The sequence below is a fragment of the Bosea sp. F3-2 genome (genome assembly GCF_008253865.1).
Lineage (GTDB): Bacteria > Pseudomonadota > Alphaproteobacteria > Rhizobiales > Beijerinckiaceae > Allobosea.
This window is the reverse complement of record NZ_CP042331.1, coordinates 3112859-3126779: the sequence shown is the minus strand read 5'-3', so window position 1 is coordinate 3126779 and position 13921 is coordinate 3112859. Positions and strand designations below refer to the sequence as shown.

The window sequence follows — 13921 nt, the reverse complement described above, 5'->3', positions numbered from 1 at the left end:
AGACGACGATGCAATCGACCTATCACTGGCTCGCCGGCTTCGCCCAGTCCGTCGGCCTCCTTTACTTCGTCGCCGTCTTCCTCGGCGTCTGCCTCTACGCCTTCTGGCCGAAGAACCGCGCCCGCTTCGAGGAAGCCGCGCTCAATCCGCTGCGCGAGGACTGAACGATGGACCAGCACCACGACGTCCCCAAGATCCACGCGGCCCATATCGACGCCGTCACCGGCCAGGCCACGACCGGCCATGAATGGGACGGCATCCGCGAGCTCAACACGCCTCTGCCGCGCTGGTGGCTCGGCATTTTCTACGCCACCATCATCTGGTCCTTCGGCTACTGGATCGTCTACCCGGCCTGGCCGCTGTTGACCGACGCCACCAGGGGCGTGTTCGGCTATGCCACCCGCTCGGACATCACCGTGCAGATGAACGAGCTCAAGGCCCAGCGCGCCGCGCTGGCCGCCGGCATGGCCGACGCCACGCCGGCCCAGATCAAGGCCGATCCGACGCTGTTCCAGATCGCGATGGCGCAGGGCAAGGCCGCCTTCGGCGACAATTGCGCCGCCTGCCACGGCGTCGGCGGTGCCGGGGGCAAGGGCTATCCCAATCTGAACGATGACGACTGGCTCTGGGGCGGTTCGCTCGACGCGATCATGCAGACGCTGCGCCATGGCGTCCGCGTCGCCGGCCATGACGAAACGCGGGTCAGCCAGATGCCGGCCTTCGGCCGCGACGGCATGCTCAAGCGCGACGAGATCAACGCCGTCGCCAACCATGTCCGAGAGCTCGCCGGCCTGTCGACCGAGCCGAAGGCGAACCTGGCGCTCGGGCGCAAGCTCTTCGCCGACAACTGCGCCGCCTGCCATGGCCCTGCGGCTAAGGGCAACCAGGAGATGGGCGCGCCCAACCTTACCGACGCGATCAGCCTCTACGGCATGGACGTGGCCTCGCTGACCGAGACCATCACCAACAGCCGGGGCGGCGTGATGCCGGCCTGGGGCGGTCGCCTCGACGAGACGACGCTGAAGGCGCTGACCGTCTACGTTCATTCGCTGGGGGGAGGGCAGTAGCGTGAGTACGGCCGAGGCCGATCCCGACGACATCCCGCTCTTCGCGGCGTCGCGGAAGGTCTATCCGCAGAGCGTCTCCGGCCCGTACCGGCGCGCGAAGTGGCTCATCCTGTTCCTTTGCCTCGGCATCTACTACCTGCTGCCGTTCCTGCGCTGGGATCGCGGCCCGCATCTGCCGAACCAGGCGGTGCTGGCCGATCTCGCCAATAACCGCTTCTACTTCTTCTTCATCGAGATCTGGCCGCAGGAGGTCTACTACTTCACCGGCCTGCTGATCATGGCGGCCTTCGCCCTGTTCCTGATGAATGCCGTCGCAGGCCGGGTGTGGTGCGGCTATCTCTGCCCGCAGACGGTCTGGACCGACCTTTTTCTCGCCGTCGAGCGCTTCTTCGAGGGCGACCGGCGCGAGCGCATGCGTCGCGACGAGGCGCCCTGGACTATCGACAAGCTCTGGCGCAAGAGCGCCAAGCACGCGGTCTGGCTCGTCATCGCCTGGTGGACCGGTGGCGCCTGGGTCCTCTATTTCGCCGATGCACCCACGCTGGTGCGTGAGCTTGCGACTTTCACCGCGCCGATCTCGGCCTATGTCTGGATCGCGATCCTGACCTTCACCACCTATTCGCTCGCCGGCATCATGCGCGAGCAGGTCTGCAAGTTCATGTGCCCCTGGCCGCGCATCCAGGCGGCCCTGACCGACGATGAGGCGCTCAACGTCACCTATCGCTACGATCGCGGCGAGCCGCGCGTCTCGGTCAAGCAGGCGCAGAAGCTCAAGGCGCAGGGCGCGCCGGCCGGCGACTGCATCGACTGCCATCAATGCGTCGCCGTCTGCCCGGTCGGCATCGACATTCGCGAGGGCGCCCAGCTCGACTGCATCCAGTGCGGCCTGTGCATCGACGCCTGCGACACCGTCATGACCAAGATCGACCGCCCCAAGCGGCTGATCGCCTATGACACCGAGATCAACGTCAAGCGGCGCATGGCCGGAAAGCCTCCCGTCTACCGCCCGCTGCGGACGCGCACGCTGATCTATGCGGCGCTGATCCTCGTCGTCGGCGGGGCCATGATCTGGCAGCTCGCGACACGTCGCACCGCCGATATCTCGGTGCTGCACGAGCGCGCGCCGCTCTTCGTGACGCTGAGCGACGGCTCGATCCGCAACGCCTATGCTGTCCGCCTGCTCAACAAGCGCCCGGAGGTCCGCCCCTTCGCGCTCACCGTGGACGGTCTGCCGGGCATCCGCATCGACGCGGTCGGGGTCGCTCCCACTGCCGATCTGCGGCCGGTCGTGGCCGTCGACCCGGATTCCTCGCGTGAGGTGCGTGTCCTCGTCACCGTGCCGGCCGGCGTGCCGCTCGAGGCGTCTCAGCCCATCACCATCACGGCCTCGGATCTCTTCGCCGGGGAAACCGTGCATGCGACCGATCACTTCATGGCGCGCGGAGGCAAACCATGAGCTGCTGCGGAGTTTTCCTGATGTCCTGCGACACCCCCGCCGCCCCGCGTCCGCGCCGTCCTTTCCAACTCACCGGGCGCATGGTTGCCGCGATGCTGGTGCTGTTCTTCGGCGTCATCATCTCGGTCAATGCGACGATCATGACGGTGGCGCTGCGGACCATGCCGGGGGTCGAGACCCGCAGCGCCTATGAGGACAGCCAGCACTTCAACGAGGAGATCGCGCGCCAGCACGAGCGCGATGCGCGCGGCTGGAGCGCCGCGGCCACGCTCGCAAGGCAGGGCGAGGGGGCGGCACTCGGCGTGACGCTGGCGGACCGCCTCGGCCAGCCGCTCTCCGGCTTTACGGCGACGGCGCGGCTGCGCCACCCCGCTACCTCCGCGCGCGACCGGGACGTCGCGCTGGGCGAGCACCAGCCGGGACGCTACGAGGCGCGCTTCGACCGCATCGAGGCCGGTTCCTGGATCCTCGAACTGCAGGCGCGGCGGGGCGAGGAGGTCGTCTTCGTCTCGCGCAGTCGCATCACCCTGCCGGAGAAGTGAGATGGCCGCGCAGGATCTCTCGGTCCGGGATCTTTCGGTGTTCGTGCGCCATCGCGATGGTGGCGTCGCCAGCATGGAGCTCGCGGTCGACGGCATCCGTTGCGCCGGTTGCATGCAGGCGATCGAAAGCGGGCTCGGTCGCGAGCCCGGCATTCTCGGCGCCCGCGTCAACCTCGCGCTGAAGCGCGTTTCGGTCGAATGGCGCGAGGCGCTACTGCGGCCGGAAGCGGTCGTCGACAAGCTCGAGGCGCTCGGCTTCAAGGCCTATCCCTTTGTGCCGGAGCGTCAGGAGGACGGCGCGGTCGCCGAGGAGCGCAGCCTGCTGCGCCGCGTCGGCGTCGCCGGCTTCGCCTCTATGAACATCATGCTGCTCTCGGTTTCCGTCTGGTCCGGCAACAGCGGCGACATCGACCCGACGACACGGGACTTCTTCCACTGGCTCTCGGCACTCATCGCCTTGCCGACGGCGGCCTATGCCGGCCGCCCCTTCTTCGAGAGCGCGCTCCGAGCGCTGAGGGCCGGCGCCGTCAACATGGACGTGCCGATCACCATCGGCGTCGTGCTGGCGCTCGCCATGTCGGTTGCCGAAACCTGGACCCATGGCCGCCACGCTTATTTCGACGGCGTGGTGATGCTGCTCTTCTTCCTGCTGATCGGGCGCTATCTCGATCAGCTGATGCGGCGGCGGACCCGCGACCTCGCCGGCAACCTCGCAGCCCTCAAGGCCGAGACCGCGACGCGGCTTGCCGATGATGGAAGCTGGACGATCACGCCGATCGCGGCGATCGCGCCGGGCGACCGCGTCCTCGTGCGGCCGGGCGAACGCGTCTCGGTCGACGGCATCGTCGAGACCGGCCGTTCCGAACTCGACCAGAGCCTCGTCACCGGCGAGACCGCTCCCGTTGCGATTAGTCATGGCGAGCGCGTCCATGCCGGCACGCTCAACCTCACCGGCGCGCTGACGGTGCGCGTCGAGGCGGCAGGCCAAGGCACGCTGCTCGACGAGATCGATCGGCTGATGAGCCAGGCCGTCGGCAGCCGCTCGCGCTATGTCCGCCTGTCAGATCGGGCCGCGCGGCTTTATGCGCCGGTCGTCCACACCCTGGCGGCCGCGACCTTCCTCGGCTGGCTCGCCTGGGGGCTCGCCTGGCCGGAGGCGCTGATGATCGCCGTCACCGTGCTGATCATCACCTGCCCCTGCGCACTTGGCCTCGCGATTCCTGCAGTGCAGGTCGTCGCAGCCTCCGCCCTGTTCAAGCGCAAGATCATGCTGAAGGAGGGCGACGCGCTGGAGCGTCTCGCCGAGGCCGATATCGCCGTCTTCGACAAGACCGGGACTCTGACGCTGCCCGAGCCGGACATCCTCAATCCCGAGGCGCTGCTATCGGAACGCCGGGCCGAGATCGGTGCGCTGGCGGCGGCGAGCAACCACCCGCTGGCGCAGGCCTTGGCGCGTGCGCTCGGTGGCCCGTCCGCAAGAGCCGATGTCCGCGAGGAGCGCGGGCAGGGCTTGTCGGCCGGCGGGGGCGGCGGCGAGCAGCGGCTCGGCAGCATCGACTTCTGCGGCGCGGAAGCAGAAGCCGCTCCGGTGCAGGCGCAGTATCCTGGCGCCTCGCTCATCGCCTATCGCCGCGGCACTTATCGCACCGTGCTCGCGTTCGGGCAGAGCCTGCGTCCGGAAGCGCGCGAGACGATCGACGCCCTGCGCGCGGCGGGGCTGGAGATCGCGATTCTCTCCGGCGACCGGCCGGAAGCGGTCGCGCCGATTGCGGCTGCGCTCGGCATCGAGCATGTTCGTGCCGGCCTCCTGCCGAGCGACAAGCTCAACCTGCTCGACAGCATGGCGGCGAATGGCCGCAAGGTGCTGATGGTCGGCGATGGCCTCAACGATGCACCGGCGCTGGCGGGCGCCCATGTCTCGATTTCGCCGGTCAGCGCCACCCATCTCGCGCAAGCTGCGGCGGATGTCGTCTTCCTCGGCGACAGCCTCGCCCCGGTATCTGCAGCGATCGAGATCGCCCGCAAGGCGCGCGGGCTGATGCTGCAGAACCTGTGGTTCGCCGTGCTCTATAACGCGGTGGCGGTGCCGATCGCGATTGCGGGGCTGGCGACACCGCTGGTGGCTGCTGCCGCCATGTCGGGCTCGTCGCTGGGGGTGACGCTCAACGCCCTGCGCGTACGCAGCCGCAGGGCCGCGGAGTTAGAGGCATGAACATTATCGTGATCCTGTTTCCTCTCGCTCTGGGGCTCGGGCTGATCGGGCTCGGCGCCTTTTTCTGGTGCATGCGCAGCGGGCAATTCGCCGATCTGGAGGGGGCGGCCTGGCGTGTCCTGCAGGATGACGACACGCGCGACTGAGCTCTGTCTCGCCTGTTAACAACCGCTGCGATTCATGGGGCCTTAACCCTGCCGGGCTAGCACTGGGTGACTGGTTAACGAGTTATCGTGTTCGCCCAAGCCCATGCATAAACTTGACCGTCATCGCCGCGCGAACGTCATCGTTTCCGAGGCTCATCGTCCCGATCAAACCGACGAATCCTTTCAGGCTCCGGTGCCGCAGCGGGCCGTCCGTCGCCCTGCGGCGGAGCCGCAGGAGAAGCCTTTCGTCTGGCCCGAGAACGTCCGTTTCAGCCGCACGCCCGACAAGCTGCGCAAGGCGGCGCAGGCGGAACGCGAACAGGCGGTCCCCGCCGCTGTGGAAACCAAGGCCGTCGCCGTTGCCGCGCCTCCGGCCGAGCCGGCCGCAAGCGCCAACCGCGTCCGCTTCTGGCGCACGCCGGACCATCTCATCAAGAAGGTCTGGGGCGCTCCGGAGAGCGAAGAGACCGCGCTCGCGGAGCCGCCCGCTGCGCGCGATGCCGAGCTGGACGAAGCCGTGTCTCCGATCATCGACGAGCCTTTCGAGGTCGTGGACGAGGTCGTCTGGCCGGAGTCGCCGAGCGAAGCCGAGGAGGCCACGACACCGCTCGCCTTCATTTCCGATCACGCCTTCTGGGAATGCGTCCCCGAAGCCGAGCGGGACGATGCGGAGTTCTCGTTCGAGACTGTTGCGCCGCCTGCAACCTGGACCGCTGACACCACAGCAGCTCCAGCCGCCACTATTTTCGAAGAGCCGCCACAGGCCGAGAAGGCGCACGCACAACCCGAGGCCAAGCGGCCTGAGGCTACGCCGCTCGCGGTTTCGGTTCCGGTCAGTGTGCCTGCCTGGTCGGGTCTGGGCTGGGGTCAAAGCTATCAGGTGAGCTTCCAGATCTCGGCGCCGTCCTGGAACGCGCCGGCGGCTGAAGTGCGCCCGGTCGAGAACGAAGTTCCGGCCCCGGTCGAACCCGCGACCGCCACGAAACCCGGCGTACCGGTGGCGCGCAGCACGCGGCCTGCGGTCGAACCCGAGTCAGAGCCTGTTGCGTCAGAGCCTGTTGCGGTCCAACCCGCCAAGGCCGCCCCCTTCAAGGCCAAGCTTCGTCTCATCGACCCATCTCCGGTGGTGGTGCACGATGCCGGCTTCCAGCTTCCGCCGATCGAGTTCCTGGCCGAGCCGCCGCTGACGCAGAGCGAGGCGATGCCGATCGAGGTGTTGCAGCAGAATGCGGGCCTCCTCGAAGGTGTTCTGGAAGACTTCAATATCAGGGGCGAGATCGTCCAGGCCTGCCCTGGTCCCGTCGTAACGCTCTATGAACTCGAACCCGCCCCCGGCATCAAAAGCTCTCGCGTGATTTCTCTTGCCGACGACATCGCGCGCTCGATGAGCGCGGTCTCGGCCCGTGTGGCGGTGGTGCAGGGCAAGAACGCCATCGGCATCGAACTGCCCAACAGCAAGCGCGAGACCGTCTTCCTGCGCGAATTGCTCGCCAGCCAGGATTTCGAGGCGACCAAGCACAAGCTCGCTTTGTGCCTCGGCAAGACCATCGGCGGCGAGCCGGTGATCGCCGATCTCGCCCGCATGCCGCATCTGCTCGTCGCCGGCACCACCGGCTCGGGCAAGTCGGTCGCCATCAACACCATGATCCTGTCGATCCTCTACCGGCTGAAACCGGAGGAATGCCGCCTGATCATGGTCGACCCCAAGATGCTCGAGCTCTCGGTCTATGACGGCATCCCGCATCTGCTCACCCCCGTCGTCACCGACCCGAAGAAGGCGGTCGTCGCCCTGAAATGGGCGGTGCGCGAGATGGAGGAGCGCTACAAGAAGATGTCGAAGCTCTCGGTGCGCAACATCGACGGCTTCAACGCCCGGGTCGGCGAGGCCAAGGCCGCCGGCGAGATCATCACCCGCACGGTCCAGACCGGCTTCGACAAGCATTCCGGCGAGGCGATCTATGAGGAGGAGGTCATGGACCTCGAGCCTCTGCCCTATATCGTCGTCATCGTCGACGAGATGGCCGACCTGATGATGGTCGCCGGCAAGGAGATCGAGGGCACGATCCAGCGCCTCGCCCAGATGGCCCGCGCCGCCGGCATCCATGTCGTCCTGGCGACGCAGCGCCCGTCGGTCGACGTTATCACCGGCACGATCAAAGCGAATTTCCCGACCCGGATCTCCTTCCAGGTCACCAGCAAGATCGATAGTCGCACGATCCTCGGCGAGATGGGCGCCGAGCAATTGCTCGGCCAGGGCGACATGCTCTACATGGCCGGTGGCGGGCGCATCACCCGCGTGCACGGCCCCTTCGTCTCGGATGCCGAGGTCGAGAAGGTCGTCGCGCATCTCAAGACGCAGGGCCGGCCGCAGTACCTCGACGCCGTCACCTCCGAGGAGGAGGAAGCCGGCGAGGACGAGGACGGCGCCGTCTTCGACAAGACCGGCATGGGTTCGGCCGAGAGCGACGACCCCTATGAGCAGGCCGTCGCCGTCGTCCTGCGCGACAAGAAGGCCTCGACCTCCTACATCCAGCGCCGCCTCCAGATCGGCTACAACCGCGCCGCCTCGATCATGGAGCGCATGGAGAACGAGGGCATCGTCGGACCCGCCAACCACGCAGGCAAGCGCGAGATCCTCGTCGATGGCGCCCGCCCGCCGCGTGACGATGAGGATTGATCGAAAGGCGTCGATCCACGTCTACGATGCGTTCCGTCCGCTCTCGTAGCGGTCGTGATGGCGCCACCAGGGGCCGCCGGCCTCGTGGCGCCCCTTCGGGGCGCGGTCGAGCCAGGCATACATCGCCCAGATGCCGTCCACGCCGCGCGAATAGGTGGAATAGGTGTGATAGATCGCGCCATCCTCGCGGATGAAGGCGCTCATACCGGGGCGTTCGCGGTGATAGGTCGGGACATCGGTGCCGGCCATCTCCGCGAAGGCACGCTCGACCGCGTTTCCGCCGGAGCGCCATTCGAATTTCGGCTTGTGCCGGAAGTTGTAGTCGATTCCCGTGGTGCGCTCCTGCTCCTCCGTGAAGGAGACATTGAAGTCGAAATTGAAGTCGCTGTCGCTCGATGAGGCCCAGGGGAAGCTCCAGCCCATCCGCTCGCGGAAGGCGAGGAGCTTGGCGAGCGGCGCCCGCGACACCGCCCAGAGCATCACGTCGTGATGGGCGAGATGGGTGGCGCAGCCGTTGAACCCGTCCGCGATCGCCGAGCAGGACGGGCAGCCCGCCTCATAGTCCGGGCCGAACATGAAGTGGTAGACGAGAAGCTGCGAGCGCCCACGGAAGAGGTCGGCTAGCGACGCCGCGCCGTCCTCGGTGTCGAAGCGGTAATCCTCGTCGATGCGCACCCAGGGCAAGGACTGGCGCCGCTGCGCCAGCGCGTCGCCCTGACGCGTATATTCCTTCTCGGCCTCAAGCAGCGCGATCCGTGCCGCCAGCCATTCCGCGCGCGTTCCGATACGATGTGTCGTCATCGTGCTTCGCTCCTGTTGCCGGATGTCTCGCGCCGCTCGCTGCGGCGCGCTGATCGGTGCTACTGCGGAGACAACGCGGGAAGGGAGTGACAAGTTTGGCGGGATTCGCATGGACTCGCTGATCACTGCCGCCGGCCGAGCGCTCGCCTCGGGCGATCCATTGGGCGCCCTGAACCGCGTCGCCCTGCGCGAAGACCCGCCTGCGCTGGCCCTGCGCGGCATCGCGATGGCGCAGCTCGGCGATTTTCCGCGGGCCAAGCTCCTGTTGCGCCGGGCGGCGCGCGGCTTTGGAACGAAGGAGGTCGTCGCACGGGCTCGCTGTGTGGTCGCCGAAGCCGAGATCGCCCTGGCGTCGCGCGATCTGGGCTGGCCGCCGCGCCGGCTCGCTGCTGCTGCTGCGACGCTCGAAGCCCATGGCGACCGGATCAATGCCGCGCATGCGCACTATCTCGATATTCGCCGACTGGTGCTGATCGGCCGGCTCGACGCGGCTGAGCAGGCGTTGGCGGCGATGGAGCCCGCGCTGCTGCCATCGGCGCTCCAGGCCGTACACGGGCTCGCGACCGCAAGCATCGCCTTGCGCAGGCTGCGCGCTGGCGCAGCTCAAGAGGCCCTGGCTACCGCGCGCGAAGCGGCACGCAGAGGCGGCATCCCGGCACTGCTGGCCGAGGTGGAGGGGGCATTTTCTACCCTGCACGCGCCGGCGGCACGGCTGATCGCAAATGGAGAGGAGCGCAGCCTGCTCCTCAGCAATGTCGAAGCGTTGCAATCCTCGCCCGCCCTGATCGTCGATGCGTGCCGTTTCGTCGTGCGCGACCTGCAGGCATCGGTATCCCTGGCGACCCGCCCGGTGCTCTTTGCCCTGGCGCGAGCGCTCGCTCAGGCCTGGCCCGCCGATGCGTCGCGGGAGGTGCTGATCGCACGGGCGTTCGGGTCGAAATTCACCGATGAATCGCATCGCGCCCGCCTGCGCGTCGAGATCGGGCGGTTGCGCGCAGCATTGCGTCCGGTTGCAAGATTTTCTGCCACGCGGGACGGCTTCGCGATGGTGCCGCGCCATGCTGCCGAAGTGGTCGTGTTGGCGCGCCCTGTCGAGGAGAAGCACGCGGCGGTGCTTGCCTTTCTCGCCGATGGCGAGAGCTGGTCGAGCTCGGCGCTCGCACTTGCGCTCGGGGCCAGCCAGCGCAATGTCCAGCGCGCGCTCGAAGAGCTGGCAACGGCCGGCAAGGTGCAATTTTACGGGCAAGGCCGGGCGCGGCGCTGGACGATGCCGACGATCCCCGGTTTCGCGACGAGCTTGTTACTCACGGCTCCCTGGCGCGACGCCTAGGGTGGCGTCGTCACCATCCTCTCGGAGCAGAACCATGACGGCATCCAAGGCAGAGATCATCCGCGAATACGGCCCGTTTCCGGGCGTCGACAAGGTCCATGGCGTGAGCTTCGATGGCGAGCGCGTCTGGTTCGCATCGGGCGATCGGTTGAACGCCCTCGATCCGGACAGCGGGAAGGTGGAGCGCGCACTCGACGTGCCCGCACATGCCGGCACGGCCTTCGATGGCCGTCACCTGTTCCAGATCGCCGAGGACCGCATCCAGAAGATCGACCCTCGCACAGGCGCCGTGCTGTCGACCATCCCCGCGCCCGGCGGCGGCGGCGATTCCGGCCTGGCCTGGGCCGAGGGCGCGCTCTGGGTCGGTGAGTACCGGGAGCGCAAGATCCACCAGATCGACCCGGAGACCGGCAAAACACTGCGCACCATCGAATCCAACCGTTTCGTCACCGGCGTGACCTGGGTCGATGGCGAGCTCTGGCACGGAACCTGGGAAGGCGAGGAGAGCGAGCTGCGCCGGATCGACCCCGCGACGGGCGAGGTGTTGGACAGCCTCGTCATGCCGGCGGGCGAGGGCGTGTCGGGCATGGAATCGAACGGCAAAGACCTCTTCTTCTGTGGCGCTGCGGGGAAGGGCACGGTTCGTGCCATCCGCCGGCCGAAGCGGAACTGAGACCTCCTTAGCCGGGAGCGAGCCTGCGGCGCGCGATGGCGGCATGATAGCGCGCCCCATGGATCAGCCCGCGATCGTCGAAATCGTAACGGGGATTGTGCAGCGGCGCGGAATCCTCGCCGTTCCCGACATAGGCGAAGCAGCCCGGCACCTGATCGAGGAAGCGGGCGAAGTCCTCCGATCCGGTCATCGGCTCGCGCGCGATGGAGACGTTGCCATCGCCGAACACCGTGCGCGCCGCGGCGAAGGCCTCCTGCACCATGGTCTCATCGTTCACCAGCGGCACGAATTCGCGGGTGTAGTGCAGCTCGGCGCTGAGATTGTAGCTCTGCGCCGTGCCCTGCGCGATGATCCCCATCTGCCGCTCGATCTCGGCACTGACCTCGGGGCGGAAACTGCGGGCGTCGCCGAGGATGCGCGCGGTTCCGGGCAGGACGTTGCGGGTGCCGTCAGTCAGCAGTTCCGTGACCGAGACCACGGCGATGTCCGCAGGGCTCAAACGCCGCGAGACGATGGTCTGGAGGCTGGTGACCAGCGCGCAGGCCGCGACCAGCACCTCGTTGCCGGAATGCGGCCTTGCAGCATGGCCGCCCACGCCCTTCAGCACGATCTCGAAATTGTCCTCCGCCGACATGAACGGGCCGACGCGGGTCTGGAACTGTCCGACGGCGAGGCCCGGCATGTTGTGCAGGCCGTGGATCTCGTCGAAGGGAAAGCGTTCCATCAGGCCGTCGGCGAGCATGGCGAGCGCGCCCTTGCCCCATTCCTCTGCCGGTTGGAACAGGAAACGCACCGTGCCGTCGAAGCCGCCCTCAGTCGCGAGCAGCTTGGCTGCGCCGAGCAGCATTGTCGTGTGCCCGTCATGGCCGCAGGCATGCATCACGCCGGGTGTTTGTGAGCGATAGGGGCGTTCGCCCTGCTCGGTGATGCGCAGCGCATCCATGTCGGCACGTAGCGCGATCGCGCGGTTGCCGCTGCCGCGCTTCAATGTGCCGACGACGCCGGAGCCGCCGACGCCCTCCACCACCTCGTCGAGCCCGAACTCGCGGAGCTTCGCGGCGACGAAGGAGGCCGTCCCCACCTCCTCGAAGCCGAATTCGGGATGGGCATGCAGATGCCGCCGCCATGACGTCATCTCGGACTGGAGTGCATCAAGATCGAGTTCGGGCATGGTCGCGGCCTCGCTGGTCCATCGGCCATATGGTTAGGGCAGGCTGCGCGAAAGAGGCGCTGCAATCCGGCATGTGGGATGCAAGTTTGTTGCGCTTGCCGTCAGCGCGCTCAGGCGGCCTCGATCAACCAGCTGCGCACGGCTGCGACCGGCTCCGGGTGCCGACGCCGGCGCGGCGACAGGATGTAGAAGCCGGCCTCGATCGGCAGCTCGGCGCCGAAGAGAGGGACCAGCCGTCCGCGCGCGATATCGTCATCGACGAGGAAGCGGCTCGTCAGCGCCAGGCCCTGGCCGGCGATGGCGGCGTCCAGCGCGAGCGCCGTCTGGTTGAAGCGGATGTTCTGGGCGGATTTCGGTGCCGAGCCGGAAAAGATGGCCTCCAGAAAGGCCGGCCAGAAATCATGGCCGTCATGCAGCAACGGGTAGCGTGCGAAGATGCTCGGCTCTGCCGGATCGCCGAGCTTCTCCAGCAGGAGCGGGCTGCCGACGGCAATGATCCTCTGCTCATAGAGCAGTTCGGCGTTAAGCCCCGCTCCGAAGGGCGGCCGCCCGAGCCGGATGGCCAGATCGACCGCATCCGTCCGGAAATCGGAGAGCCGGTCGGTCGCGACGATGCGCAGGTCGATGCCGGGATGGGCGGCGGTGAAATCCGGCAGGCGCGGGATGAGCCAGCGCGAGGCGAAGCTTGGCGTCACGCTGATGGTCAGATGCAGCGGCGCCGGCTTCAGGCCCTCGGTCGCGTCGGCGATCAGTTCGAGCGCGCGCCGCACGGAGACGACATAGCTGCGCCCTGCTTCTGTCGGTGCCAGCGCCCGCGGCAGCCGCTCGAAGAGCTTGAGGCCGAGTTCCGCCTCGAGTTGGCGGATCTGCTGGGCGACCGCTCCTTGAGTCACGCCCAATTCCTCGGCAGCCAGGCGGAAGTTGAGATGGCGCGAGGCGACCTCGAAGACGCGCAGGCCGTTGAGTGAGGGCAGGCGATGGATGCGGCCGGTCATGCGATAGTTTTTCTACAGGCCGCCGCGAATGGAACTGGTTCGTCAGGCCGGGGTCGGAGTGATAGGAAAGTCGCCCAGCTCTTGGAATGCGCCGCTTGATAGTGCTGCGCAACGACGATGGAGACAAGCATGGCGACAGAAAAAGTAGCTCTCGTCACCGCAGGCGGCAGCGGCATGGGCGCTGCCGCGGCGAAACGCCTGGCGGCGGATGGCTTCCGGGTCGGCATCCTCTCCTCGTCCGGCAAGGGCGAGGCGCTGGCGCAGGAACTCGGCGGAATCGGCGTGACCGGCTCCAACCAGTCGAACGACGATCTGCGCCGGCTCGTCGATCTCGCAATGGAGCGCTGGGGCCGCATCGACGCGCTCGTCAACAGCGCCGGCCACGGGCCGCGCGCGCCCATCCTCGACATCACCGACGAGGATTGGCACCGAGGCATGGAGACCTATCTGCTGAACGTCATCCGCCCGGTGCGCCTGGTGGCGCCGATCATGCAGGCGCAGAAATCCGGCGCCATCGTCAACATCTCGACGGCCTGGGCTTTCGAGCCGAGCGCGATGTTCCCGACCTCGGCCGTGTTCCGCGCGGGGCTCGCATCCTTCACCAAGATCTTCGTCGACACCTATGCGGCCGACAACATCCGCATGAACAACGTGCTGCCGGGCTGGATCGACAGCTTGCCGGCGACGGAGGAGCGGCGCCAGGGCGTGCCGATGAAGCGCTATGGGACGAGCGCCGAGATCGCCGGCACCATCGCCTTCCTGGTCTCGCCGGACGCAGCCTACATCACCGGCCAGAATCTCCGCGTCGACGGCGGTCTCACCCGGTCTGTCTGAGACGAAGTTTCCGCCAA

General features: G+C 67.6%; 13 protein-coding genes. 10 read left to right on the top strand and 3 right to left on the bottom strand.

All coding sequences use genetic code 11. From position 1 onward, the window contains the following. The first annotated feature begins 8 nt into the window (after positions 1-8). The 7 genes from FQV39_RS14510 to FQV39_RS14480 all read left to right on the top strand — a co-directional run bounded on the left by FQV39_RS14510 (position 9) and on the right by FQV39_RS14480 (position 8100). The gene (locus FQV39_RS14510) at positions 9-164 is read left to right on the top strand and encodes a cbb3-type cytochrome oxidase subunit 3 (RefSeq protein WP_149130941.1); all 156 of its coding nucleotides are present in this window, start codon (positions 9-11) and stop codon (positions 162-164) included. A 3-nt stretch (positions 165-167) separates the two neighbouring features. Then, positions 168-1067 (top strand): cytochrome-c oxidase, cbb3-type subunit III, encoded by a 900-nt coding sequence (gene ccoP / locus FQV39_RS14505; protein WP_149130940.1) that lies wholly within the window; start codon positions 168-170, stop codon positions 1065-1067. A gap of 1 nt (position 1068) precedes the next feature. Continuing rightward, entirely contained in the window at positions 1069-2523 is a 1455-nt protein-coding gene (ccoG, locus tag FQV39_RS14500; protein ID WP_149130939.1) for a cytochrome c oxidase accessory protein CcoG, read from the top strand. A 20-nt stretch (positions 2524-2543) separates the two neighbouring features. Further along, positions 2544-3065, top strand: a complete 522-nt coding sequence (locus FQV39_RS14495; RefSeq protein WP_187640290.1) for a FixH family protein — start codon at positions 2544-2546, stop codon at positions 3063-3065. Position 3066: 1 nt separating this feature from the next. Further along, positions 3067-5277 carry a heavy metal translocating P-type ATPase gene (locus FQV39_RS14490; RefSeq protein ID WP_149130937.1) on the top strand — a complete coding sequence of 737 codons (2211 nt, stop codon included), beginning with the start codon at positions 3067-3069 and terminating at the stop codon, positions 5275-5277. Further along, positions 5274-5423 (top strand): cbb3-type cytochrome oxidase assembly protein CcoS, encoded by a 150-nt coding sequence (ccoS, locus tag FQV39_RS14485; protein WP_149130936.1) that lies wholly within the window; start codon positions 5274-5276, stop codon positions 5421-5423. The genes FQV39_RS14490 and ccoS overlap by 4 nt, the downstream gene beginning before the upstream one ends. Positions 5424-5616: 193 nt before the next feature. Beyond that, entirely contained in the window at positions 5617-8100 is a 2484-nt protein-coding gene (locus tag FQV39_RS14480) for a DNA translocase FtsK (protein WP_248313370.1), read from the top strand. 21 nt (positions 8101-8121) lie between these two features. Here FQV39_RS14480 and FQV39_RS14475 read toward each other — a convergent pair whose 3' ends face one another. Beyond that, positions 8122-8901, bottom strand: a complete 780-nt coding sequence (locus FQV39_RS14475) for a DUF899 domain-containing protein (protein ID WP_149130935.1) — start codon at positions 8899-8901, stop codon at positions 8122-8124. 109 nt (positions 8902-9010) lie between these two features. On the opposite strand from FQV39_RS14475, the gene FQV39_RS14470 reads away from it, so the two are divergent. Then, positions 9011-10231 (top strand): helix-turn-helix domain-containing protein, encoded by a 1221-nt coding sequence (locus tag FQV39_RS14470; protein WP_149130934.1) that lies wholly within the window; start codon positions 9011-9013, stop codon positions 10229-10231. 34 nt (positions 10232-10265) lie between these two features. Beyond that, complete coding sequence (locus FQV39_RS14465; protein WP_149130933.1) at positions 10266-10904, top strand: Vgb family protein; 639 nt, start codon at positions 10266-10268, stop codon at positions 10902-10904. Between the two features lie 7 nt (positions 10905-10911). On the opposite strand, the gene FQV39_RS14460 is transcribed toward FQV39_RS14465, so the two are convergent. Together FQV39_RS14460 and FQV39_RS14455 are read right to left on the bottom strand one after the other, a co-directional pair. Beyond that, a complete protein-coding gene (locus tag FQV39_RS14460) occupies positions 10912-12075 on the bottom strand; it encodes a M20 aminoacylase family protein (protein ID WP_149130932.1) in 1164 nt (387 codons plus the stop codon). Positions 12076-12185: 110 nt separating this feature from the next. Further along, positions 12186-13070: a LysR substrate-binding domain-containing protein gene (locus FQV39_RS14455; protein WP_187640289.1), complete on the bottom strand. Its 885-nt coding sequence runs from the start codon at positions 13068-13070 to the stop codon at positions 12186-12188. Positions 13071-13199: 129 nt separating this feature from the next. On the opposite strand from FQV39_RS14455, the gene FQV39_RS14450 reads away from it, so the two are divergent. Further along, complete coding sequence (locus FQV39_RS14450; protein WP_149130931.1) at positions 13200-13904, top strand: SDR family oxidoreductase; 705 nt, start codon at positions 13200-13202, stop codon at positions 13902-13904. The last annotated feature ends 17 nt before the right edge of the window (positions 13905-13921 follow it).